The 24048-nt window shown below is 46.0% G+C and carries 20 protein-coding genes; 10 read left to right on the top strand and 10 right to left on the bottom strand.

Annotated elements, in window-relative coordinates:
• Window positions 1-179: 179 nt before the first annotated feature.
• Together QUB63_RS12650 and QUB63_RS12645 are read right to left on the bottom strand one after the other, a co-directional pair.
• Entirely contained in the window at window positions 180-734 is a 555-nt protein-coding gene (locus QUB63_RS12650) for a hypothetical protein (protein WP_332945513.1), read from the bottom strand.
• 305 nt (window positions 735-1039) lie between these two features.
• Window positions 1040-1717 (bottom strand): ATP-dependent Zn protease, encoded by a 678-nt coding sequence (locus QUB63_RS12645; protein WP_332945623.1) that lies wholly within the window; start codon window positions 1715-1717, stop codon window positions 1040-1042.
• Window positions 1718-1960: 243 nt separating this feature from the next.
• Between QUB63_RS12645 and rseP the strand changes: the two genes are divergently transcribed.
• From rseP to rpsN, 4 genes are all read left to right on the top strand, one after another.
• Complete coding sequence (rseP, locus tag QUB63_RS12640; RefSeq protein ID WP_332945512.1) at window positions 1961-3061, top strand: RIP metalloprotease RseP; 1101 nt, start codon at window positions 1961-1963, stop codon at window positions 3059-3061.
• A gap of 154 nt (window positions 3062-3215) precedes the next feature.
• Window positions 3216-3995 carry a Uma2 family endonuclease gene (locus QUB63_RS12635; protein ID WP_332945511.1) on the top strand — a complete coding sequence of 260 codons (780 nt, stop codon included), beginning with the start codon at window positions 3216-3218 and terminating at the stop codon, window positions 3993-3995.
• A 237-nt stretch (window positions 3996-4232) separates the two neighbouring features.
• Window positions 4233-4877: an endonuclease III gene (gene nth, locus QUB63_RS12630; RefSeq protein ID WP_332945510.1), complete on the top strand. Its 645-nt coding sequence runs from the start codon at window positions 4233-4235 to the stop codon at window positions 4875-4877.
• A gap of 328 nt (window positions 4878-5205) precedes the next feature.
• Window positions 5206-5508 (top strand): 30S ribosomal protein S14, encoded by a 303-nt coding sequence (gene rpsN, locus QUB63_RS12625; protein WP_332945509.1) that lies wholly within the window; start codon window positions 5206-5208, stop codon window positions 5506-5508.
• Between the two features lie 168 nt (window positions 5509-5676).
• Here the strand turns inward: rpsN and QUB63_RS12620 are convergent, their stop codons facing one another.
• Complete coding sequence (locus QUB63_RS12620) at window positions 5677-5799, bottom strand: hypothetical protein (RefSeq protein WP_332945507.1); 123 nt, start codon at window positions 5797-5799, stop codon at window positions 5677-5679.
• The gene (locus QUB63_RS12615) at window positions 5784-6113 is read right to left on the bottom strand and encodes a hypothetical protein (protein WP_332945506.1); all 330 of its coding nucleotides are present in this window, start codon (window positions 6111-6113) and stop codon (window positions 5784-5786) included. Before QUB63_RS12615 ends, QUB63_RS12620 begins: the two co-directional genes overlap by 16 nt.
• Window positions 6114-6178: 65 nt before the next feature.
• On the opposite strand from QUB63_RS12615, the gene aat reads away from it, so the two are divergent.
• From aat to QUB63_RS12595, 4 genes are all read left to right on the top strand, one after another.
• Window positions 6179-6757, top strand: a complete 579-nt coding sequence (gene aat / locus QUB63_RS12610; protein WP_332945622.1) for a leucyl/phenylalanyl-tRNA--protein transferase — start codon at window positions 6179-6181, stop codon at window positions 6755-6757.
• 100 nt (window positions 6758-6857) lie between these two features.
• Window positions 6858-7601: a Uma2 family endonuclease gene (locus tag QUB63_RS12605; RefSeq protein WP_332945505.1), complete on the top strand. Its 744-nt coding sequence runs from the start codon at window positions 6858-6860 to the stop codon at window positions 7599-7601.
• 537 nt (window positions 7602-8138) lie between these two features.
• Window positions 8139-10697, top strand: a complete 2559-nt coding sequence (gene leuS / locus QUB63_RS12600; RefSeq protein WP_332945504.1) for a leucine--tRNA ligase — start codon at window positions 8139-8141, stop codon at window positions 10695-10697.
• A gap of 71 nt (window positions 10698-10768) precedes the next feature.
• Window positions 10769-11665 carry an alpha/beta hydrolase gene (locus QUB63_RS12595; protein ID WP_332945503.1) on the top strand — a complete coding sequence of 299 codons (897 nt, stop codon included), beginning with the start codon at window positions 10769-10771 and terminating at the stop codon, window positions 11663-11665.
• Window positions 11666-11771: 106 nt separating this feature from the next.
• Here QUB63_RS12595 and QUB63_RS12590 read toward each other — a convergent pair whose 3' ends face one another.
• Complete coding sequence (locus QUB63_RS12590) at window positions 11772-12602, bottom strand: SAM hydrolase/SAM-dependent halogenase family protein (RefSeq protein ID WP_332945502.1); 831 nt, start codon at window positions 12600-12602, stop codon at window positions 11772-11774.
• Between the two features lie 18 nt (window positions 12603-12620).
• On the opposite strand from QUB63_RS12590, the gene QUB63_RS12585 reads away from it, so the two are divergent.
• A complete protein-coding gene (locus QUB63_RS12585; RefSeq protein WP_332945501.1) occupies window positions 12621-13469 on the top strand; it encodes a DUF3598 family protein in 849 nt (282 codons plus the stop codon).
• A 341-nt stretch (window positions 13470-13810) separates the two neighbouring features.
• Here QUB63_RS12585 and QUB63_RS12580 read toward each other — a convergent pair whose 3' ends face one another.
• The 3 genes from QUB63_RS12580 to QUB63_RS12570 all read right to left on the bottom strand — a co-directional run bounded on the left by QUB63_RS12580 (window position 13811) and on the right by QUB63_RS12570 (window position 16599).
• On the bottom strand, window positions 13811-14488 hold the full coding sequence (locus tag QUB63_RS12580; protein ID WP_332945499.1) for a GIY-YIG nuclease family protein: 678 nt from the start codon (window positions 14486-14488) through the stop codon (window positions 13811-13813).
• Between the two features lie 160 nt (window positions 14489-14648).
• Entirely contained in the window at window positions 14649-15512 is an 864-nt protein-coding gene (locus QUB63_RS12575) for an aldo/keto reductase (RefSeq protein WP_332945498.1), read from the bottom strand.
• A 292-nt stretch (window positions 15513-15804) separates the two neighbouring features.
• Entirely contained in the window at window positions 15805-16599 is a 795-nt protein-coding gene (locus QUB63_RS12570) for an ABC transporter permease (RefSeq protein ID WP_332945496.1), read from the bottom strand.
• A 449-nt stretch (window positions 16600-17048) separates the two neighbouring features.
• On the opposite strand from QUB63_RS12570, the gene QUB63_RS12565 reads away from it, so the two are divergent.
• Window positions 17049-18122, top strand: coding sequence for a radical SAM protein (locus QUB63_RS12565; protein ID WP_332945495.1), 1074 nt, complete (start codon window positions 17049-17051; stop codon window positions 18120-18122).
• Window positions 18123-18259: 137 nt separating this feature from the next.
• Here QUB63_RS12565 and QUB63_RS12560 read toward each other — a convergent pair whose 3' ends face one another.
• On the bottom strand, window positions 18260-19822 hold the full coding sequence (locus QUB63_RS12560) for a hypothetical protein (RefSeq protein WP_332945494.1): 1563 nt from the start codon (window positions 19820-19822) through the stop codon (window positions 18260-18262).
• A 550-nt stretch (window positions 19823-20372) separates the two neighbouring features.
• Complete coding sequence (locus QUB63_RS12555) at window positions 20373-23444, bottom strand: CHAT domain-containing protein (protein ID WP_332945493.1); 3072 nt, start codon at window positions 23442-23444, stop codon at window positions 20373-20375.
• Window positions 23445-24048: the final 604 nt, after the last annotated feature.

The following is a 24048-nucleotide window of genomic DNA, read 5'->3' as shown; positions in this document are numbered from 1 at the left end:
GATCGGGTGGGGGCGGCTTTAAGAGATTATTGGTTTTAGGCACAGATTCTTTGTAAAACCCGCCCCTACATAAATATTGTTTGAGCCTTTAACAAAAGTGAAAAACCCGGTTTCTTTGGTATAGTCTCGGACTACTTTAAATCCCAAATCCCAAATCCCAAATCTAAAATCTCAAATTGCTATGTCAGCAATCTAGATTTGGCCGTAATTGCTCCCACACACCACAAAATAGCATTGACAATCTCCGAACGCTGGATGTCTTCTTCAGCTAAAAAACTGGCAAACTCTTCGTCAATATTCAGGTGGTCTGCAAAAGCATAAAGCACGCGCTTGTACTCTGTGGGCATTGGTGTTAATGTGACTTTAACTAAATTTAACAGCGCGTTCAAACAGTTAAGTATAATCCCTGATTCGTCAATATCATCTTCTGCATCGAGCAAGTACAGCGTTTCTGCAATGTCGCAAATAGCGTCTATTTGTGTTGGCGGCTTTTCCAGTTCGCTGACATCGATCTCGCACAATTGGAGAGCGTTAATCGCTAGTTCTGGACGGGTAAAAAATACAAGTTGACCGCCGGCTACTAACGGCGGCTCTTGTTCTCCATAGACAATGAGAGTATATAGATTCGGTACTTCGGTTTCGGGGTCGATGCGGAAACCGAACAGCCACAGCAATTTTTCTTGATTTGGGTTCGCTGTTTGCAGTTTTGTTGCGAAAAGTTTGGCTTCTGACATGATTTTTTAATCCTGATATAATTTACGCTCTTCAATCCAGTTTCTACGAAAAATATTGGTTTTACAGAATTTACGCCGAACCTAATTATGTAGGGTGTACCGCAGAAGAGTACATTAGACAAGATTGCAAAATTAGCTTTCCTATCCTAAAATTCTCTGCGTTGCATCGTCGCTTGCCTCGGCCTTATATCTGCGGTTTTTGTGTCAATCAAAGACTTATGCAATTGCTCGTCTATTACCGCTTTTTTAGCTAGGGATATACCAAGAAGCTGGGTTGAGGAAGGCAAGAGTGGGTAATCTTTTTTCTACAAATTTTGCTGGATAATGTCGCAGCATTCAGCGACGGTTGCTCTTTTTTCCATTGCTGCAACTAGGGCTTCGTAAGCTGATTGATGGCTTTCGATCAGGTTTTTGGCTCGCAGCGAACCCCAGTTTTGTTTGAGTTGAATTTCGGAACTGGGACGGCGCAGTTGTGTTAAAATAGCGCTGATTTTTGTGCGGTCTTCGGCGCCTCCTCGTGCGCTGCCGTAAACAAATTTTTCGGCGACTATTCCGGCCATCCACACGGTGCAGTATTGGTCTAGAAGTTGGGCGGAAAGTGTGCCGTTTTGGAGTTGAGATGCTAGTTGTTCGTCTTCAAATCGGACGCCGCCTTGGGCTGTTTGGCCTTGTTTGAATGCTTCAAGAGCGTTGAGGGCGTAGCTGGTTACGGGAATTCCTAACAGGTGGGCGACTAGGAAGTGCCCGGCTTCGTGGTGGAGGATGCGATCGCGCTTTTGCTTAGAACTTCCTCCCAGCAAATCTACTAATATTGTACCGCCTTGACCTTGCCACTGGAAACTGTCGAGGGTGGCTAGCCCCAAGAGGCAAAATGTGGCGATCGCAGGTACGGCTTCTGGTATGTTGAATAGGGGCCCCAATATTATCGAAACGGTGATAGCGAAGATAGAAATAGCGATAATATTCAAAGAAGTGTCTTTCATAATCGGGAATTGGTAATGGGGAATTGGTAAATGGGGAATTGGTAAATCGGGAATTGGTAACAGAGGTAAACTCAGGTACGATCGCGCGATCGGTTTGGCCGTGTCCGGTCGAGCTCCGCGCCCGGACTTGCTACAACAAACACCATCTTCCAGTTTGACTGAAAATTGCCGATCGCAAGCCGCCAATCTTAAAAAGATATTAAAATAAATCAAAGTCAAGTAAAAGTGTTAGTGGAATCATTCATGTCAGTTTTGGCAGCGATCGCAGTTTTAGGTATCTTGATTGTCGTTCACGAACTCGGCCACTTCCTGGCGGCGAGACTTCAACACATTCACGTCAACCGCTTCTCCATCGGTTTCGGTCCCATCCTGTGGAAGTACCAAGGCCCGGAAACTGAATATGCCCTCCGCGCCTTTCCCCTGGGCGGTTTCGTGGGTTTCCCGGACGACGATCCCGACAGCACAATTCCCCCAAATGACCCGAATTTGCTGCGAAATCGCCCCGTGCTCGATCGGGCGATCGTCATTAGTGCAGGGGTAATTGCCAACTTAATTTTTGCTTATTTCCTGCTGGTGGTGCAATTAGGCACTGTCGGCGCGCCATCCATGAACTACCTACCGGGAGTTAAAGTCCCGGAAGTCGCGGCAGAAGTCAGTTCGGCGGCCAAACAAGCGGGAATTCGATCGGGCGACGTTGTTCTGTCCGTTGACGGCAAGGAATTGGGCGCTTCGGGCGAAGCAATCAAATCTCTAGTCGCAGCAATCCAAGATCGTCCCAACCAACCCCTGGCATTGGAAATTCAGCGCCAAGAACAAAAATTTGTGGTAACAGTAACTCCCGAACTGTCGCCCGACGGTAAAGGCCGCATTGGCGTGCAACTAACTTCTAACGGTACTGTCGTGCGGCAGCGGGCGGGAATTGTAGAGGCGTTTAGCAAGGCCGCGACAGAATTTGAGCGGATTGTGGTGCTGACGTTTCAAGGTTTTGGGCAGTTATTTAGTAATTTCGGTCAAACCGCAAAACAGTTGTCCGGGCCTGTGGCAATTGTAGCCATCGGTGCAGGGATTGCGCGATCGGATGCTGCGAATTTGTTTCAGTTTGCGGTGTTAATTAGCATCAATTTAGCTGTAATTAATATCTTGCCTTTGCCTGCTTTGGACGGCGGTCAGCTAGCTTTTCTGTTAATAGAAGGACTGCGGGGCAAGCCTCTGCCGAACCGCATTCAGGAAAATGTGATGCAGACTGGTTTGATGCTGTTGCTGGGCTTGGGAATTTTCTTGATTGTTCGCGATACTGCTAATTTGGCTGGCTTTGATTTGATGCGAAATCTTCGGCAGCAGTAGTCAGGAAAGCAGTTGACAGTTGACCTGTGACAGTTGGCAGTTGACAGTTGTTAGTTGTCAGCAGTCATTAGTGATTAGTCAGCAGCCATTAGTCATTGCACCACTGATGACTGCTGAGTAATATAAATTAACCAGTAAATTTGGGGAAACAGCAATGGTTACACAACTGCAATCTCCCGACAAATCAAAGATTATCTACCCTGATGATAACGGCGAACCAATGTCAGACAATACAGAACAGTTTAGATTGATCGTGTGGATCAAAGAAAATTTAGAACTGTTATTTGCGAGCATGGCTGATGTTTTTGTAGCGGGAAACTTACTGTGGTATCCAGTAGAAGGAAATAACAAAATTTCTCAAGCGCCAGATGTGATGGTAGTCTTCGGAAGACCGAAAGGTTATCGAGGCTCCTACCAGCAGTGGAACGAAGAGAACATTGTGCCGCAAGTCGCGTTTGAAATTTGGTCGCCGGGAAATCGCCTGACTCCGATGCTGCAAAAACTGAGATTTTACGAACAGTACGGCGTAGAAGAATATTATCTGTACGATCCAGCAAATGTGGATTTAACTATATGGGAGCGCCGAGAGCAACGATTAGAACCAATCGAACAAGTGAACGGCTGGGTAAGTCCAAGAATGGGAGTGCGGTTTCAACTATCAGAAACTGAACTGCAAATATTCAGGCCTGATGGAACACCGTTTGTGAGTTTTGTGGAGCTCGCTCAACTTCGAGAACAAGCAGAATCAAGAGCAGAACAAGAACGGCAAAGAGCCGAACAAGAACAGCAAAGAGCCGAACAAGAACGGCAAAGAGCCGAACAAGAACGGCAAAGAGCCGAACAGGCGGAAGTTTTGCTGGAGCAAGAACGATCGCGATCGCAAGCTTTAGAAGCTCGGCTCCGAGACATGGGAATTGACCCCAATCTGTTGTAAATGACTAATATCAAGTTCGATCGATTGACCGCAATAAGTAAGGTTCGTAGTGCGGACTTCAGTCCGCAGCATGAGAGCGGAATTTCGTGGACACGCGCGATCCATTTTTGTTATGGTAATCGACCGGACATGATATAATATCCAGTCCGAGCGATGACTCATGACTAATGACCAATGACTAATGACCAATGACTAATGACCAATGACTAATGACTAATGACTAATGACCAATGACTAATGACTAAAAAGTTAAGTTTGAAACAACGATCGCTCGAAATTCTGATTCGCCTCAAACGCCTGTATCCAGAAGCTCCTTGCACTCTAAACTATGAAACTCCGGTGCAGTTGATGGTGGCGACGATTCTGGCGGCTCAGTGTACGGACGATCGCGTAAATCTGGTAACGCCGGCTTTGTTCGATCGTTTCCCGGATGCGGAGGCTTTGGCAAATGCTGATTTGGATGAATTGGAGCGTCTGGTGCGATCGACTGGTTTTTACCGGAATAAGTCTAAAAATATTAAAGCTGCTTGTTTGGCGATCGTCAATAAATTCAACAATCAAGTACCGCAGCGGATGGAACTGCTGCTAGAATTGCCCGGAGTTGCCCGCAAAACGGCTAATGTCGTCCTCGCCCACGCTTTTGGCATTCACATGGGCGTGACGGTAGACACTCACGTCAAGCGTTTGAGTCAGCGGTTGGGATTGACTGAACACGTCGATCCGATTCGGATCGAGCGGGATTTGATGCTATTGTTGCCGCAGCCGGATTGGGAAAATTGGTCGATTCGTTTGGTTTATCACGGCAGGGCGGTTTGTAATGCGAGAAATCCGGCTTGCAATATTTGCGAACTTGCAGATTTGTGCCCTTCTGCTAATAGTTAGGTTTTCCACCAATGTCAGGAACAGGCTTTCCGGCCTGTTCCACAATTAGGGCTTAGATCCCCCCGGATTCTTGCCCCCTACTCCCCCGAACCAAGGGGGGAACCAGAAATAAATCAAAGTCGCCCTTGGTTCGGGGGATTTAGGGGGATATAGACTCGGCTGTGAACGAGAAATACAAAATTTTTCAAGCGATTGTTGACACCAATGGCATCTTGCCTGTTGCCAAAAATCTTGTTAACAAAAAAAGTAATTAAAATAAAAGCGATCGCAAATGACCAAAATATAGTAAAATAGTAGATTGTGATTTATCTAAGGATATCAAGAGATTATGGCTAAAAAGAGCATGGTCGAGCGCGAGAAAAAGCGCCAGAGACTCGTAGACAAGTACGCCGACAAGCGCGAAGACCTGAAAGACCAGTTTGACCAAGCTACAAATCAGATGGACAAAATGGCGATTCACCGCCAACTGCAACAGCTACCCCGCGGCAGTTCGCGGACTCGCTTGCGCAACCGCTGCTGGGCAACTGGTCGCCCCAGAGGTTACTACCGCGATTTCGGACTGTCTCGGAACATGATGCGAGAAATGGCTCACGAAGGTCTTTTGCCCGGTGTGGTGAAGTCTAGCTGGTAACAAAAAGGAAGAAGTTCGGCAACGGATTTTTTAACGGATGCAAACGGATAGAAGAAAGAAGGGTTTAGTTATCGTCGCGAGAGAGGGAAGAAAGAAGAAGGAATGAAGAAAAACTTATGAATAATCGGCCAGATTATATTTGGGTTTATTTTTGTTTCAGACTTCATATCAAACTTCCTTCTTGCTTATTCCTTCTTGTTTCTTCCTTCTAGCTTCTTCTTTCTGACTGACATCCGTTACATCCGTTAAAAAATCCGTTGCCGAACCTTCTTGCTTCATTGACCGCAGCATTTATCGATGCCGAGACTTTCGAGTAATAAGTCGCTGACGGCATTGGCGATCGCAAATTCGCCGTAAAAGCTTTTAGAAAAATCATAGGCCTGCATTTCGGTGACGATCGCAATTACGAGGCTGCCCACGTCGTTTTCGCCTTCCATGCGCTGGCGGAGGTAGATTTGGGCGGCTCTTTTAGCTATTTGCTGGTTGGCTGCTTCTGGGATAAACTCGGAGTCTAGCCATGCGAGGAGTGTTTCTTGGAGCCATTGGCTTTCTTGCTCGGGGTTTTGGGCGGGCGGTAAGGTAATAGGTTCTATGGTTTCAGACATGATTATTCCTAATTGCTAATGTTGACGAATGAAAAGTTAGCGGACAAATGACAACTGATAAATATATGCAATATGATATACCGTCAATTATACAGGGATACGCGCAAGGCTACTTCTTGATGGCAAATGACGGCGAGGAGAGTTTGGGGTGGTATTCGAGCCGCCAGCGGGCGCTGATACCCTTAGATGAGAGATTTACCTATCCGCGATCGCTCCGCCGGGCCTTGAATCAAAATCGGTTTTCGGTGGCTGTAAACCGCGATTTTGGGGCGGTAGTTGAGGGTTGTGCCGATCGAGAAACGACTTGGATTTCGGGGGAGCTCAAGCAGATTTACTGGGGTTTGTATGAGGCTGGTTGGGCTTACAGCTTCGAGACTTGGTGCGGCGGCGAATTGGCGGGCGGTATTTTGGGATTGTCTATAGGCGGTGCGTTTATTGGGGAATCGATGTTTTACCGAATTCCCGAGGGTTCTAAGGTGGCGATGGTGAAGTTGGTGGAGAGATTGCGCGATCGATCTTATCTACTGTTCGACGCTCAAATGAACAATCCGCACTTGGAAAGATTCGGAGCATATACTGTTAAGGAAAAACTCTACAAAACTCTTTTGCAAGAAGCTTTAAAGCGCCGCTGCTCGCTATTTTGAATATTCTATCACTAGGGAAAGAGCACTGCCGTGTCCGGCGCGGGGAGCGGCTTCAAACAATAGTATAATTAAGCTGAGATACTTTTCGGAGACAACCACTATGCAAGTCACAACCGAAGAAATTATTTATCCGTCCAGCGACGGTCAACCAATGGCAGACAGCACAATACAATACAAATTAATTGTCACAATCAAAGAAGGTTGCGAATCGCTGTTTGAAGATGACCCCAACGTGTTTATAGCCGCCGATTTACTTTGGTATCCGGTTGAAGGTAGACCAGATATTTCTCAAGCACCGGATACGATGGTGATATTTGGCAGACCAAAAGGCGAGCGACGTTCCTACATACAATCTCGCGAAGATAATATTGCTCCCCAAGTCGTCTTTGAGATTCGCTCCCACAACGATAGTAACACAAAAATGAACAAGAAACTTTTATTTTACTATCGTTATGGAGTCGAGGAGTATTACCTTTACGATCCCGAAAGAAATCAGTTAGAAGGTTGGCAAAGAATTGAAGGAATCTTAGAACCAATTGAACCGATGGAGGGATGGATAAGTCCTAGACTGGGAGTGCGATTTGAGTTGCCAGAAGAAGGTTTGGAAATCTATCGCCCTGATGGAGAAAGGTTTCTTTCCTATTCCGAAATAAATGCAGAGCGGCTATTAGAGCGACGGCGCGCAGAACAAGAATTTCAGCGTGCAGAACAAGAATTTCAGCGTGCAGAACAAGAATTTCAGCGTGCGGAACAAGAAGCTCTCAAGGCTCAACAAGCAGCTCAAAGGTCTCAACTTTTAGCCGCCAAGCTGCGCGAATTGAACATCGATCCTGATAGCATTTAATCCCGAATAAATGCTAAGATACCCGATTTATAAAATAAATCGGGTTTCGGGGAATTGCAGTTATTTATACTTTTAGGAATTACACATTTCTGACCAAAGAAACCGGGTTTTTTGGGGTTTTGCCGACTGTAACCAAGTATTCTCGTAAAAACCAAGGTGATGACCACGCATCAAAACCAAAGAAACCAGGTTTTTTGGGGTTTTGCCGACTGTAACGAACTATTCTCGTAAAAACCAAGGTGATGACCACCCGCGGGTAAGTCTGATTCTTTTAACGGCGAATGGGGAGATTTGGTTTACCTTTTTAACCCAAGCGTATTGAGCTATGGGTGAGAATTTTAAGTCCCTGCGATTGCTCTCCCGTAGCGCAATGACATTATCGTTTCGCCCCCCGATCGCAAATTCCATATACTACAATATATAATACAGATATTAGAGCCAAAATCCTTGGGGGTGCAAAAGAATCCTAATCGCGGCCCCATGAATGTGCAAAAATACTGAAGCCAACCTTACTAAACTCTGCACGGAGCAATTGCTGTGGACTCCAGATACAACCCCCAATCCATAGAAGAAAAATGGCAGCAGACATGGGCTGAGCAAAACTTAGACCAAATGCCAGAAGATACCCAAAAGCCTAAATTTTATGCCTTATCCATGTTCCCCTACCCGTCGGGAAACCTGCACATGGGCCACGTCCGCAACTACACAATCATCGATGTAATTGCCAGACTCAAGAGGATGCAAGGCTATCGCGTACTCAATCCGATGGGGTGGGACGCTTTTGGTTTGCCCGCAGAAAATGCCGCCATCGAGCGCGGAATTCCCCCGGCAAAATGGACCTATGAAAATATTGCCCAAATGAAAGGCTTATTTCGCAGTCTCGGCATCTCCTTTGATTGGACAAAAGAAGTTACAACTTGTTCTCCCGATTATTATCGGTGGACTCAATGGATTTTCTTGCAATTTTTAGAAGCAGGATTAGCTTATCAAAAAGAAGCCGCAGTTAATTGGGACCCCATCGACCAAACAGTCTTAGCAAACGAACAAGTAGACAACGAAGGTCGTTCCTGGCGTTCCGGTGCGAAAGTCGAGCGCAAATTATTGCGGCAGTGGTTCCTCAAAATTACCGATTACGCCGAACAGTTATTAAACGACTTAGACAAATTGCCAGATTGGCCAGAAAGAGTCAAATTAATGCAAGCCAACTGGATCGGCAAATCAGTCGGCGCTTACTTAGAATTTCCGATTGTCGGAATGGATGAAAAAATCGCCGTTTTCACCACACGTCCCGATACAGTTTACGGCGTCAGTTACATTGTTTTAGCGCCGGAACATCCACTAACTGTGCGCGTGACAACGGAAGACAGAAAAGCCGCCGTAGAAACCTTCATCAAAGAAGTCGCCGCCCAAAGCGAGATCGATCGCACAGCCGAAGACAAACCCAAGCGCGGCATTCCCACAGGCGGCAAAGCAATCAATCCTTTCAACGGCGAAGAAATTCCCATTTGGATTGCCGATTACGTGCTGTACGAATACGGCACCGGTGCAGTGATGGGAGTACCCGCCCACGACACGCGAGATTTCAAATTTGCCAATCAATATCAACTGCCAATTAAAATAGTAATTGTGGATGATGATGAAGTTCCGCTGACCGAAGCTTACACCGAACCCGGAATTATGATTAATTCCGAAAGCTTCAACGGCATGGATTCAATTAAAGGCAAAGCCGCAATCATTAAATTTGCCGAAGATGCAGGTTGCGGCAAAGCGCGAGTGCAATATCGCTTGAGAGATTGGCTCATTTCCCGACAGCGTTATTGGGGCGCTCCGATTCCGGTAATTCACTGTCCCACCTGCGGAACTGTCCCCGTCCCGCAATCGGATTTGCCCGTATTGTTGCCGGAAAATGTAGAATTTACTGGCAAAGGTTCGCCCTTGGCAAAGATGGAAGAATGGGTAAACGTTGCTTGTCCGAGTTGCGGCACTCCGGCGAAACGAGAAACAGATACGATGGATACTTTTATCGATTCTTCGTGGTATTTCTTGCGCTATCCCGATGCGAGGAATGAGGAGAAAGTCTTCGATACGGCGAAAACCAACGATTGGATGCCCGTAGACCAATATGTCGGCGGCATCGAACACGCAATCCTGCACTTACTGTATTCGCGGTTCTTTACTAAGGTTTTGCGCGATCGGGGTTTGATCGATTGTGACGAACCATTTAAACGCCTGTTAACTCAAGGTATGGTGCAAGCAATGGCCTACAAAAATCCTGTTACTGGCAAATACGTTCCCCCAGCAAATATAGACCCCGCAAATCCCAAAGATCCTCAAACTGGCGAAGCTTTGCAAGTCTTCTACGAGAAGATGTCCAAATCAAAATACAACGGTGTTGACCCCTTGGAAGTTATGGGCAAATATGGGGTAGATACGGCGCGGATGTTTATTTTATTCAAAGCGCCGCCCGAGAAGGATTTGGAGTGGGAGGACGCTGATGTGGAAGGGCAATTTCGCTTTTTAAATCGCGTTTGGCGCCTGGTGACAGAGTTTGCTGCACCCCCCCCAGCCCCCCCTTGCCAAGGGGGGGAGAAAGACGTGTTGAGCAAGGCTGAGAAAGATTTGCGGCGGGCGATTCACACTGCAATTAAGGAAGTGCGAGAAGATTTGGAGGGCGAGTATCAGTTCAATACTGCTGTTTCTGAAATGATGAAATTGAACAATGCGCTGGCTGATGCTAAATGTAAGGATTCGCCTGTTTATGCAGAGGGAATTAACACTTTAATTTTGCTGTTAGCGCCTTTTGCACCGCACATTGCTGATGAATTGTGGCACATGATTGGTAACAGCGAATCTGTGCACTTGCAAACTTGGCCTGTTGCCGATCCATCTGCCTTAATTACCGATGAAATTACGCTGGTAATTCAAGTTATGGGCAAGACTCGCGGCACTATTCAAGTGCCTTCTGGTGCTGATAAAGCTGCTTTGGAAAACTTTGCTCGCGAGTCGGAATTAGCCAAGCGTCACCTGGAAGGTAAGGAGATTAAAAAGGTAATTGTGGTGCCTGGAAAGTTGGTTAATTTCGTGGTAGCTGGATAAAGATGAGAAACCCGGTTTCTTTAATAAACCGGGTTTTTAATACTTGCAGTTAAGAATTAGCCCTGCCAAAAATGAGCAAGCTAAACAAGACAAAAAAAACTTTTTTGAGAGGGCTATTGTGTTTAGGGAAACTTTGGGCGATCGCCTACATTGCTTCCTGTATACTCTTGTTTTTTCTGCAAACTCGTTTGATCTTTCAGCCAAGACCTACAATCGCCAAAACACCGGATGCTTTTAACATCCCTTACCAAGAAGTTTGGTTGCCAGTTAAGGGTCGATCGCGCCAAATTGAAAAACTTCACGGTTGGTGGCTGCCCGCCGCAAATCGACAATCATTAGGAACTTTATTGTACCTGCACGGCAGGGGTTTGAACATCGGTGCAAATATCAATCAATCTTACCGCTTTCGGCAATTGGGTTTTTCTGTATTGCTGATTGATTACCGGGGTTACGGCCGCAGTCAAGGCAGTTTCCCGCAGGAATCACAAGTATATGAAGATGCTGAAATTGCTTATAATTATTTAGTTAAGCAGCGGCAATTGTTGCCTAGCCAAATTTTATTTTATGGTCATTCAATGGGAGGTGCTGTTGCTATTGAGTTAGCAATAAGGCATCCAGAAGCTGCTGGCTTGATTGTCCACAATTCGTTTACTTCTATGGTGGATATGGTGGAAAATAATGCTTATATGCGATTTTTTCCGGTGCGGTTGTTGCTGACGCAAAGGTTTGATTCTCTTGCTAAGGTTAAATCACTGCGAATGCCGATTTTGTTTGTTCACGGGATTGCCGATCCTTTTGTTCCTGCTACTATGAGCAAAAAGTTATATGCTAGTTCTCCTGAATCTAAAAAAATTTTGCTAGTTCCTAATGCTAGGCACAATAATGGAGATGCTTTTTTTAACAATCCCGAATATCGCCAAACTATTGTGGATTTTGCCGAAAAAGTAATTGATAGAAAAAAACTATGACTTACGCACTCCGCCTTCATAACCGGGTTTTTCACCGAATCTGCTGGTTACAACAAAGTTTTTTCGTAAAAAACCAGGTTTCTGAGCACCCATGCGTAAGTCCTATTTAATTGTTAGTTTCAAAAAGCAATTGCACGATCGCTCCGCATTCCAATTTTAATACTGATTGAGCGCTGCCGCCATTAACGGCAATTTCTACCCAACCGTCAGAACCAGTTATGGCAATTAAATCCCCTGGCTTGCTGTCGCTGTAGGTTTTACCGCTGGGGATGCGAATTGCATCAGAACTATTGCTAATTGTCAATGACCAATTGTTACCTATAATGCAATTATTGGGGATATTGGTAATTAGATTGCCGAAGCGATCGACATATTGAACGCAACCTACCGCACCTGTGGCTGTAACGGCGCAATTTGGTATCTCTAGCTGCACTAAACTCGCAGGGTCGATCGCCCTTCCCAACTCGAACAGCGGCACCCCGATCGCCAAATGAGCGCCCGCTGCTGCGAAAATATCGCGACCGTGAAAAGTGGTACTCGGTTCAGATGTGCGCCAATATTGCGAATTAGTGAGCTCGACAGCGGCGATCCTCTTCGAGGGCTTCGCTAACGCACTTTCGCGACTCAACACCCCGCTAAACAGCCCGTTATCCGGCCCGACAAGCAAGCAATTAGCACATTTAATCGCAACCCCGCGTCTCTTGCTACCCACACCCGGATCGACAACCGCAACGTGTACCGTTTCCGGCGGAAAATAAGCAAAAGCAGTCATCAAACAAAACCTCGCCGCCGCAATATTTTGAGAGGGTATTTGGTGCGTAATGTCAATCACTTTTAACTGCGGGTCGATTTGGGCGATCGCACCTTTCATCACTCCTACATAAACATCGCTCAATCCAAAATCCGTCAGTAGAGTTATAATTCTATTTTTAGACATATATCCAAAGGTAAGAATATGGTAGCGCAGTGGGAAAACTTTTTGCAAAACTTAGGAGAATGGCACGGTTCCTTCACTCAGCTATCAACGCGAGGAGAGGTACTTCAAGATACTCCTAGCATTATTTCTCTCGAAGGTTTCAATGACAACAAAACTGTGCGGTTGAAACTCCGTCGGTTTTCCCCAAATCCTAGCGGTGTCGGCGAACCCCAAGTCAGCGAACTTGTTCGAGAATATCAGAGTTTGGGACGAGATATCTTATTTTTTGAGAAGGGAGATTTTTCTCAGGGAAGTATTCAACTAGCGCCTTATTCTGAATGCGGTGCCGAGTTTGGTTTTATCTACAATTATCGCCGGTTGCGCTTCGTTCAGCTCTACAATACCGACGGTAATTTATCCAAACTTACCTTAATTCGGGAAAAGCAGCTTGACAAAAATGTGCCCGAACGTCCGCCTTTAACGGTTGGCGATTTGCTGGGAGAATGGGAGGGGGAGGCCGTGACAATGTATCCAGACTGGCGTTCACCCGATCGCTATTCTACTAAACTGCAATTGCATTTGGAAAAGGGCGATCGCATAGTGCAGAAAATTACTTTTGGCAGCAATGCTAATGTTATCAGTTCTAGCGGCAGCATTGACGGTTCAGTTATTAATTTTAATGAAGGTGCAACGCCCGTGCAAGTTTTGCTGCTTCCCGATGGCGGTTCTTGCACTTGTCCGGTGAAAGTTGAATTCAGAAAACCTATATTTTTTGAGGCCGGTTGGTTGGTAGAACCTGACTTGCGATTTCGGATGATTCGCAGTTACAATGATAAGGGTGAATGGGTAAGTTTGACTTTGGTTACTGAACGCAAAGTTAGTCATTAATTCCGTAGGGGCCCGTGAGCCAACCATCTTTAATTCGCACCAACAATCTACAAAAACCCGCCCCCGCCCAACCAATAAATTCTGATTGCGGAACAAGTTTATCGGTATCTGGGATGGGTGGGGGCGGGTTTTTGAATTTTGCGATTTGATGATAAAAAATTCGGCGAACCCGCCCCTACCAATCAGGGTGTTTTCGATGTATTCTTGTATTACCAAATTCCGTAGGGGCTCCCCTCACCAACAATCGAAGATTCCCACAGACAATCTATATAAACCCGCCCCCACTCAACGACTATTGCAGTTCGCTTTACAACAAACGAAACTTTATCTAGCACCGAATTTTATTCGCCGGACTTTGTTTCCTGAGTTTGCGATTGAATCACCGCGCTCCAATCATCATTATTAACAACAGCTTCCCGATGCTGGTGTCGTTCACCGTCACTTTTAGCCGCTGTTTCCAACTCTTTGGTAAGAGTAGAATCTGCCATTGCTTTCCGCAACTTCAACTTCTTTTCCTCATAAGCTTGTTGCTCTGCGGCCGACATTGCCGATCGCGCTGCTCGACCCACCGTACTCGCCCACATCTCGCTCTGTGCATCGTTTCCAGGCGGAATGCTGCCGAGTTCTGCTATCCAAGCATCCCGCAAACTTTCCATTTCTTCCCGCTTCGGGAATTTGAAAGTTTGCACGCGCACAAAAGCACAATTTTCCGCGCCGTTTTCGGCGATGTGACCGTTGATTGAAAGCAGGATATTTCGCGAATAACCAACATACTGGGTGTTGCCGGAAGTGTCCGTGACAGCGTAAACCCCGGCGACTTTGGCGTTAGTTGCTATCTGCAGCCACGTAGCGATCGACATTACTTGCGTGCCGTCATTTTCTAATTCAGAAATAGCAGTGGCTGCGCTGTGTTCTGAGTCGGAACTGTATAAAAAGTTGTGCAGTCCTTCATGGGCTACAGGTACGTTTTGATGTTCAATTGCTACGTCTCGATCGGCATTCACTTGATTAACTTCCATAAAATTCAATTCCTCAAAAAGTGGCCACTTTACTAATTAAATATCTTGCCTTATAAGCTGTTCTGCATTTAAATTCTATGTCAAGAATTAATATAAATCTTGTGGGGGGGATTCTAGCCTGCCCCAAATATGCAATTTAAATGCCCAACAGCTTACTTATTTAACTTGCTGCAATTTGTTGCAATTCCTCATCAGTCAATTTAACTTCGATCGCCCGCACGGAGTCCTCAATGCTCGATACTTTGCTCGCGCCGGGAATCGGAACGACACAGGGCGATTTGGCCATCAACCAAGCTAATACTATACAGTAAACTGAAACATTTTTTTCTTGTGCTAAGGAGGCGATCGCGGGCATATCTTGCAAGCTGGTGGCGCGGCGGCTTCCCCCCAAAGGACTCCAGGGGAAAAATGTCAGTTTTTCGGCTTCGCAATATTCCAGTACGCCGTCGGATTCCGGCTGTCTGTGCCACGGATTGTACTGATTCTGCACCGAGACAATTTCTACTGTATCCCGGGCGCGTTTTATCTGTTCTACAGAAAAGTTTGAAACTCCAATAAATCGAATCATTCCGGCTTCTACTGCTTCTTTTGCGGGTGCTAGGGCTGCTTCGATTTTATAGGCGGGATCGGGCGAGTGATATTGCCAAAGGTCGATCGGCTGATTGCCTCCCAAAGCTTCAAAACTTTCGCGAATTGCCTGACGCAAATGGTGGGGATTGCCGTTGCGCGTCCACGCACCTTGAGGGCGCATTAAACCCCCTTTCGTGGCGACAGTCACCGCCCGAATATCTCCCGTGTACTGTTGTAAAGCTTTGGCAATCAGGTGCTCGTTGTGGTGTTTGTCGGATTCATCTTGGCAGTAGGAATCTGCGGTGTCAATGAGGGTGACGCCCAAATCGAGGGCGCGGTGAATTACCGCAATTGCTTGCGATTCTGGCGGCCGGCCGCTTAACGACATCGGCATACCTCCCAGACCGATCGCGCTGATATTAAAATTACTGTTGCCCAGCTTTTTTCTTTTCATTCGTTAGCCCTCGTTTGCGTGGTTTATTGAGAGTTTAGATTTCAAGGATATAGCGGTTTTTAGTAGAGTTCTCGGGCCCCGGACACGGCACTGCCGTGTCTAAAGCTGTATTTCATAGAATTGAAAACTGCTATATTTTGATATTTTACATGGTTTTTTACTAGATAACTAGATAGGAAGAAATATTTTGTACAGACTTGTAGGGACTGGTAAGGCAAGGATCTATTGTAAAAGCGAGTTAACCGTTTCGCACAGGCGCCATCTCCCCACGCGATGATGTGTGCGTACTTACTTAACTGGAAGCGCTGGTGTAAAAGCGGAGTGCAAATTGCCAGAAATAGCGGGAGAAAAATAACAGCCCGATCGCCAAAATTCCCGCCCCGGCGATCCAAACAATTTCACCTCTGCCCAGCATGGCTTCTGCCGGCACAGTTGTCAAGAAGGCAACGGGAACTACAAAGGTGAAGAAAAATCGATAAGCTGCGGGATAAGCTGCCATGGGAAATCTACCCGCTTCTAACAATCCTCTGAGCACTTCGGTAACGTTGTAAATCTTGACAAACCAAATGCTAGTTGCACCTAACATAAACCAGATACTGTAAAGAGTAATAGTTCCGAATAACAGCGGGATTGCTGCTAAAAAATAGTTGCCGATTTGTACTCCCAACTTGTTAGCAGCATACAGCAGCAATAGCGCACCGAAGATTAAATCTGGGATTCCCCAAGGGGAAACTGTGTTTGCAGACAGCCAGAATTGCGAACTGATGGGTTTGAGGAGTACGAAATCGAGAGTACCTTGCTGGACTCGATCGACAATACGGCTGAGGTTGGGCGCCAGAAAGGTTGACGAAAACCCCTGCAAAACCGTAAAAATGCCGAGTACAACAAGAGCGTCTTCCCACGAATAGCCAGAAAAGCTGTAGCCGGTACGGTAGAACAGCGACAGCCCAAACCAGCTCCCAGCAAGGTTTCCCAGGCTGCTGAGGGCCGCGAGGACAAAGTTGATCCGGTATTCGAGCTCCGCTGCGATCGCCGCACCCCAGAACAATTTCAGTACGTGCAAATATCGTCCCATGTTTATCGCCATTTTTTGCCCTTGAAATACTTAAATTCCCTCACATTGTAAAGGTTGTGTGAAGTCAACTGCTTTGCGGGCCGCTCATTTCATTATAACTTTAAGTTATTGATACAGCTTACTTAAGTAGTTTTACTGAGAAAGATTATTAAGTTATTTAACTAAATTTAAGCACAAGTTAAAATCTCTTGATTTAAGTCAATTTCAGGCTGATACTTTTTCCAGATATTAAATATGATTCATGTTTCAATACAAATTCTTGCTCTATTTATTAGGAATACTAATATGTTACAAGGCTTCACATTATAAATATTTGAAAAGCATCTAGCCATACCCACAAGGAACGCTTAGGATGGTGCATACGTACTCAAAAGGAGTACGCAATCAGCAATACGTAATCATACGTACAAAAGAGGGTTCGATAAATTGACTTAAGTAACAACACGTAAGGAAAAAAAGACATGGATGCTTTAACATTATCCAGACTGGGCGTCAAGCACACCAAGAGCGCAGTAGCCGAATCGCTGCGGATCAACACAGGGCTAGACATGACAAGCCCAGTTACTTTTTACGGCATTGTTAACGAGCACTGCAACGTTAAATGCCGCCAGTGCGAATATTGGCGGCTCAAAGAATATAAAGACGAAATGACGATCGAAGAATGGCAAAATGCCCTGTTGAGCGTCAAAGAATTTGTGGGCGAATTTTCCATCAACTTTAGTGGCGGCGAACCTTATATTAAAAAAGGTTTTCTAGACTTGCTGACATTTGCGAATAAAAATGGCATCCACGCCGGTGTCACCACAAACGGCTATTGCATGACGCGGGAAAATGCAGCGAAAACTGTCGCGGCGCGTCCTTTTAATGTGAATATGTCCGTTGACGGGCCGAACGCAGAACTCCACGATTATTTGCGCGGCCAACCCGGATTGTTTGACAGACTTTCCAAAGGAATCGGTTATCTGCGCGAAGAACAAGAAAAACAAAACGTCTTGTTTCCGATCAACATCAAACCGACTATCAACCGGCTCAACTTCCGCCACCTTGAGGATATTGTCACCTGGGCGAAAGGAATTGGAGCGACGACGGTGAACTTCCAACCAGTCAACCGCTGGACTCCAGAAACCTATTCGGAATTGTGGATTGAAGAATCAGACAGGGAAGAATTTTCACAGGTAATTGAGCGCTTAATTGAAATGAAGAAAAACGGCGCGCCAATTATGAACAGCGATGAAGTATTGCGCTTGATGGTTCCTCACTTCCAGGAAGAAAAAGCTCCTGATTCGACTCGGCCTTGTCGCGTTGGACTGCGCAATTACTGGATTGATACGCGCGGCGATGTGAAATTGTGCGATGAGTTTCCGGTAATTGGGAATGTGAAAGACGCCAGCGCCCGCGAGATTTGGTACGGCGAAAAAGCTCAGGAAGTCCGCCGGGATACTTTGAATTGCGGCAAGCTTTGTCTGATTACTTGTGTCTCGCAGAAGACGATTTTGGACAAGGTGAAAATGGGGATGAAGTTATTAAAGAATTGAGGTATGAGCAGTGTTAATATTGCTTGTGTTCGTGGTGGGCCGGGTTTTTGTCAGAAACCCGGTTTTTTCTTTGATGAATGTATGTTCGCAGCATCGGACTTTAGTCCTCAGTTTTTGACTCTTGACCAAAGTCCTCACTACAAACCCTTGGGGAATATTTTCCTTACCAGCAGCAGGATACCCAGTATCAGCAAGCCGAATATTAAACCGAAAAGCAAACTCCAGACAATCGTCGCGGTGAAGGGATGAAGCGGCCGGGAAAAATCGGGTTGCCATTTAATCGGTGTATCCTTGATTAGAGGATAGCTGGCTGAAAAGATTTGTCCGCCGCCGATCGCAGTTCCGACAAAAAATATGATATTCTCAAGCTGGCGAGATCGCTTTTTCTCTTTTTCTGCGTTTTGCTTGTCGAGTATCATTCGATCGTCATCCCGCTCTTTTTGTTCTGCTTCCTTTTGCTGGTATAGTTGTATTTGTTCGCGATCGCGCTGGTGTTCTCTTTCTGCTTGTTCCCGACTCAATTCAGCTTGTTCGATTTCCACCATCCCGCGGATTGTGGAGATTGCCTGCTGGAACAAATCTTGATTCGCTATCAGGTAGTTTAAGTATTTTTGAATTTGACTTTGATATTTGCGATCGCACAAATCTTGAAACTTCTGCAAAAATAGCAGATTGTCGCCTTCAATGGACAAACCTTTAATTTTAGCATAACTTTCGGCATAATTTTCGGCATTAATCTCAACAGTATTGCTGCATTCTCGCAACTGCCGCAATTGCTGAGCATAATCAAATACTTGGCTTCTGATTTCAGCTAACAAATTCTTTAAGTTCGCGAGTTTAATTTCTCGATTTTGTTCGGCTTCTATTTGAGTAAATTCGGGCAGCTTTTTTTCTAATTCGCTGGCTATTTGCTGTCCCAGGCGATAGCTTTCCTTAGCTTGATTGTACACAAACAAGACTTTACTGCGAGTACACAGTAAATTCATCAAATAATAGTTAAACGTTGATGTTGCCAAATCCAAAGTTTGGGGACTCTGTTTCAACCAGACTAAGATATGACACTGTTTGGCAGGATTATCGTACTCAAAAATCGGACTCCCAAATAACTGCCCTGCGGCGGTAAACTTCAATTCCGGTTCGATGCCATTTCCCACAAAAGCCCCCACGCATTTGTCGGCCAGCGCGCGATAACCATCATCATACAACCCAACAGGCTCTGCATACAGTAACAGTGTCTGTCCCAACGATGCTTGAATTTGATTCGGCAGCAGGCAACCTTGGGGATTTATTTCGTTTAAACTTGCTACTGAAATGGTATCATCATCTTTATAATAAAAAGTCAAGTCTGCGGTGTATGTGTCGTGAATTCGTCTGGCCTCAATTGAGCCGTTTAGTTTGAGATTGTATTGCTGAATAAGAGGTTGAAATTTTAAAATTTTGCCATTCTTTAGCAATTTTTGTTCGCTCAAGTTGGCATCTTCGCCCGCGGCGTGATACTTTCCATCTTGGTAGCAGATGAGATTGTCTCGGAGGGATTTTAGTTCTGGAAAATCGAATTTTTCGCCGACATTATCGGCTAGATTTTGCCATAGATGTTCGGCATTTTTGGCTGTTTGTTGATAGCCTTCGTCTCCGTCATTTCGCAGGTGGAAAGGATAGAGGGTGATGCTGGTATTTCTAATTTGCGGTGGTGGCTTCATAATCAAACTTTGTGGGATATAGTGATATTATATCCGCTTAAATAAACCAAATGCCGGTAGGGGCGGGTTAACCAACCATATCTAACTCTCACAAACAATCTAGATAAACCCGCCCCCACCCAACGACGGATTTGCGATCGCATTTGTGGAAAATTGGGGGAATGGGCGATCGGTTTTTCCGCAATTATTCCGGGCTATTCGTTTCGTTTGTCCCCAAGCCCGCCGGGGATTTAAATCCCCGGCGGTATTGTGGGTAAGCGAGAGGATGAAAGGGCGCGGGCGAGTGTGGTAAATTATTGCAGATGTGCGATCGACCTTTTTGATGAAATTGGGAAAAAGGGATCTCGAATTTCTGTCGTTTGTCCCGAAGTCCGCCGGGGATTTAAATCCCCGTCGAGAGAGCAAAAGTCGGTTGAAAACCGACTGGGGAGATATGGAAATGTTTGTTAAAAATTGTGTTTTTCAGTCCTCTTTTAGAGGACTTTCGCTATGAGACGGGGGTTAAAAACCCCCGGCGGATCTGTGGGTAAGCGCGATAGAATTTCTTTATTTATGTTGGATTATCAACAGATTCCGTCCCAGAATTATCCTCTGTTTCAACCGACAGCGAAGATGGCTGCGACAGATTAAGTCGGATCAGATTCTCCCCCAGCACTTCCATAAATTCGCTCACGATTTCATCCGGTGCATCGCCATCTGTGCCGCCCGCACCAGCTTGCTCGATTTCGTTCTCTAAATTCTCTTCGATCGACCCCCTAGTTTCGCACCAGGCTTTGATTTTTTCTGCTATAATATTCACATTATCTGTCGGCTGCACGTCAAGCGCAGGTAGATCGTTAACAAATAGCTTCGGTTCCGATATTTGCAATAACTTAGTTAAACCTGCAACAATCTCTCTCGGTGTATAATTATCGGCTAGCGACATTTTTAGCCTCCTTAAATCTACTTGTTGAGTCTCTAACGATAAACTTTCGGTTTCGCCGCTTAACGTGAATGCAGCCCAGGCGATCGGACTCGGAAATCGCTCTTTTGTTGTTAGCATAGCACGCCTCAATGCGGCGGCTTTGTTCTCGCCCCGCGCTAAATTTTGGTAAAATTCAGTCATCAGTAACTTGGCTGAAATTACTCCCATATTCCACAGCGATACGATGATACTCGGTACTCCGGCGAGGATCAAGCAGCGCGACAATCCGATGACTCCATCTCCGGTGATTTTACCGCGGCCGGTGCTGCAGGCGCTCAATACTACGAGTTCCGAATTGAGTTTTAATTGCAGGATGTCGGCTGCATGAATTGCGCCGTCGTCGGTGTCTCCTGACGGTGCTAAAATAATCGCGCCGGGAATTCCCGAACCTCCGAAATCGTCGAGGAGTCCGTGGGCGGATAAATGCACGATGCGCGTGTTTAGCATTTGGTCTAAAATGATGGCTTTGGCGGCATTTTCTCCGCTAATTGCTTGGGTTCGTAAAATGGCGGCGATGGCTTCAGCGGCTTCTTTTGCCCTGGGTATTTGTCGGAGTTTGTAGGGGTGTTTCTGGTAATTTGGGTGGATGGTTGGATCGCCGACAATCAGGGCGGCTTCTCTCAATCCTCGCACTCGGTTGTGATGTTCGCGGGTGAGTTCTAATACTTGGATGGAGGGGCTGGTGAGGATGGTATAATCTTCGATGAGGTAGCGGTTGTCGATCGATTGCAAGGCGGCGAAAGGAACTAAAAATAAGTCGTAGTGCGGGATGAAAATGATGGGGGAATTAACATCGGCGGGCAGCAAGTCGGCGATGGGTTCGATGAGGATTTGATGGAGGAGTTGCAAGAGGGGAAAGCGGCCTGTTTCGTCTCGTTTGTACTCGGACTCTAGCTGAATTTTGTTGCCTTCGCCGTCGGTTTCAGTTGTACCTATCGAGACGCGGGCTTTGAGGATGATTTGTTTGAGGGATTGGTTTTGTTGGTTGAGGGGTTCGAGGTTGGCGGCGCGGTGGGTGATGTTGCCGTTTGGTTGGATTACCCAGATGTAAATGTCTGGTTTAACAATCGAATATTCAACGATTGTGGAGTTTTTCTGTTGGGCGATTTGTTGGATTCTGGGGATTGATAATGTATTTGTGATTTCGTTGTTTGCTAAGTCGGTTGTTAAGAGGTTTTGTTGTAATAATTCTGTGAAGGCGCGGGTACGGGACATTTCAGATATTTCTAGGGCTTCGTCAAATTTAGCTTGGGCGACTAGGACTTGTTGCAGCAGGCGATAGGCAGATATTTGGGTTTCAAAAAATGATACTTTGTGGTCATCCTTGACTAATTCAGAGCGTCTAGTTTCGCTAATTTGGATTGAATCACGGAGTTTTGCTTCGGCTTCTGGGAATTGGTTTATTTTGAATAGAGTTTCGCCTAAATTGTTGAGAGATATCGACTCTCCTTGGCGATTGCCGATTTCCCGTGAAATTACTAAAGACTGTTCGTGACAGTCGATCGCCCGATCGTACTGCCCTAGGGATCTGTAAGCAATGCCCAAATTGTTGAGGGGAAAAGTTTCTCCACAGCGATCGCCGATTTCCCGTGAAATTAATAAAGACTGTTCGTAAAAGTCGATCGCCCGATCGTACTGCCCTAGGGATCTGTAAGCAATGCCCAAATTGTTGAGGGGAAAAGTTTCTCCACTGCGATCGCCGATTTCCCGTGAAATTACTAAAGACTGTTCGTAAAAGTCGATCGCCTCCTTGTATTGCTCTAGGAAATCGTAAACTAAGCCCAAATGGCAGAGAACAGAAGCTTCTCGTTCGCGATCGCCGATTTCTTGTGAAATTACTAAAGACTGTTCGTGACAGTCGATCGCCTGATCGTATTGGTCTAGGAAATTGTAAGTGGTACCCAAATTGCAGAGGAAAGCAGCTTCTAGCACGCGATCGCCGATTTCCCGTACAATCACTAAAGACTGTTCGTAAAAGTCGATCACCCGATGGGACTGCCCTAGGGATCTGTAAGCATTGGCCAAACCGAGGAGGGAATAAGTTTCTGCTTTGCGATCGCCGATTTCCCGTTTAATCACTAAAGACTTTTCGTGACAGTCGATCGCCCGCTCGTACTGCTCTAGGGAATTGTAAGCATTGGCCAAAGCGAGGAGGGAATAAGTTTCTGCTTTGCGATCGCCGATTTCCCGTCTAATTACTAAAGACTGTGAGTGAAAGTCGATCGCCCGATCGTACTCTCCTAGCGAATTGTAAGCATTTCCAAAATTGTGGAGGGAATTAGCTTCTCCTTGGCGATCGCCGATTTCCCGATAGATAGTTAATGCCTGTTCGTAAGACTGTAAAGCTTCTCGATATTGACTGATTTGAGACTGTTGATTCCCTTGAGTCTTCAGTCTATCTGCTTCCGCTTTCAGTGCAATTACCGCTAAAAATTCGCTATCCACCTTACGAAGTATCCCCGTCCAATTCTTCAACCGATTAGCGTTATCTAGTTCGCCAAATTCCCTAAGATTATCTGCCTCTTCTAGCATTGCCGCCACCAAGCCACCATCCAGCAAATCCGGGTGACTTTTCAATACCTCCGCTTCTTCGTCGCTTTTACAGGTTAACAGTTGATTAATCAGGTTGAGATAGGCTTGTTGGCGATCTGAGTTCATGGGGGAGTTATGGGAAGGTTGAAGGGTGAAGGCAGAAGGCTGAATTAAATTGCAATAGATTTATTATAGATTGAACTCATCTGTTTGGCGGCGGTTCTTTCGGGCGATCTGTTTGTCCGCAAGTCCAACCGACGCGATTCGTTTGTCCCGAAGTCCGCCGGGGATTTAAATCCCCGTCTCATAGCGAAAGTCGGTTGAAAACCGACTGGGGAGATATGGCAATAATTGTTGAAAATTGTGTTTTTCAGTTTTCTTTCAGAGGACTTTTGCTATGAGACGGGGGTTTTCAACCCCCGGCGGATCTGTGGGTAAGCGAGAAGATTTTGGACGCGGGCGAATGTGGTAAATTATCGCGGATGTGCGATCGACCTTTTTGGGGAAATGGGGAAAAGGGCGATCGCAATTCTCTCGTTTGTCCCGAAATCCGCCGGGGATTTAAATCCCCGTCTCATAGCGCAAGTCGGTTAAAAACCGACTGGGGAGATATGGCAATGGTTGTTGAAAATTGTGTTTTTCAGTTTTCTTTCAGAGGACTTTTGCTATGAGACGGGGGTTTCTAACCCCCGGCGGATCTGTGGGTAAGCGAGAGGATGAAAGGGCGCGG

Origin of the sequence: Microcoleus sp. ARI1-B5 (assembly GCF_036705795.1) — a bacterium.
Classification (GTDB): Bacteria; Cyanobacteriota; Cyanobacteriia; order Cyanobacteriales; family Microcoleaceae; genus Microcoleus.
Note: the sequence above shows the minus strand (reverse complement) of the source record. Positions and strands in the feature narration are given on the sequence as shown.

Excerpts from the sequence above, each read along its gene's own strand:
- QUB63_RS12605 (WP_332945505.1), top strand. The coding sequence starts at position 6,858 with ATGCAAGTCACAACCGAAGAAATTATTTATCCGTCCAGCGACGGTCAA.
- QUB63_RS12580 (WP_332945499.1), bottom strand. The coding sequence starts at position 14,488 with ATGGAAGTTAATCAAGTGAATGCCGATCGAGACGTAGCAATTGAACAT.
- QUB63_RS12565 (WP_332945495.1), top strand. The coding sequence starts at position 17,049 with ATGGATGCTTTAACATTATCCAGACTGGGCGTCAAGCACACCAAGAGC.
- aat (WP_332945622.1), top strand. The coding sequence starts at position 6,179 with ATGCAATATGATATACCGTCAATTATACAGGGATACGCGCAAGGCTAC.
- QUB63_RS12615 (WP_332945506.1), bottom strand. The coding sequence starts at position 6,113 with ATGTCTGAAACCATAGAACCTATTACCTTACCGCCCGCCCAAAACCCC.
- QUB63_RS12555 (WP_332945493.1), bottom strand. The coding sequence starts at position 23,444 with ATGAACTCAGATCGCCAACAAGCCTATCTCAACCTGATTAATCAACTG.
- QUB63_RS12635 (WP_332945511.1), top strand. The coding sequence starts at position 3,216 with ATGGTTACACAACTGCAATCTCCCGACAAATCAAAGATTATCTACCCT.
- QUB63_RS12620 (WP_332945507.1), bottom strand. The coding sequence starts at position 5,799 with ATGCTGCGGTCAATGAAGCAAGAAGGTTCGGCAACGGATTTTTTAACG.
- QUB63_RS12585 (WP_332945501.1), top strand. The coding sequence starts at position 12,621 with ATGGTAGCGCAGTGGGAAAACTTTTTGCAAAACTTAGGAGAATGGCAC.
- QUB63_RS12590 (WP_332945502.1), bottom strand. The coding sequence starts at position 12,602 with ATGTCTAAAAATAGAATTATAACTCTACTGACGGATTTTGGATTGAGC.
- QUB63_RS12645 (WP_332945623.1), bottom strand. The coding sequence starts at position 1,717 with ATGAAAGACACTTCTTTGAATATTATCGCTATTTCTATCTTCGCTATC.
- QUB63_RS12650 (WP_332945513.1), bottom strand. The coding sequence starts at position 734 with ATGTCAGAAGCCAAACTTTTCGCAACAAAACTGCAAACAGCGAACCCA.
- nth (WP_332945510.1), top strand. The coding sequence starts at position 4,233 with ATGACTAAAAAGTTAAGTTTGAAACAACGATCGCTCGAAATTCTGATT.
- rpsN (WP_332945509.1), top strand. The coding sequence starts at position 5,206 with ATGGCTAAAAAGAGCATGGTCGAGCGCGAGAAAAAGCGCCAGAGACTC.
- rseP (WP_332945512.1), top strand. The coding sequence starts at position 1,961 with ATGTCAGTTTTGGCAGCGATCGCAGTTTTAGGTATCTTGATTGTCGTT.
- QUB63_RS12595 (WP_332945503.1), top strand. The coding sequence starts at position 10,769 with ATGAGCAAGCTAAACAAGACAAAAAAAACTTTTTTGAGAGGGCTATTG.
- QUB63_RS12570 (WP_332945496.1), bottom strand. The coding sequence starts at position 16,599 with ATGGCGATAAACATGGGACGATATTTGCACGTACTGAAATTGTTCTGG.
- QUB63_RS12575 (WP_332945498.1), bottom strand. The coding sequence starts at position 15,512 with ATGAAAAGAAAAAAGCTGGGCAACAGTAATTTTAATATCAGCGCGATC.
- QUB63_RS12560 (WP_332945494.1), bottom strand. The coding sequence starts at position 19,822 with ATGAAGCCACCACCGCAAATTAGAAATACCAGCATCACCCTCTATCCT.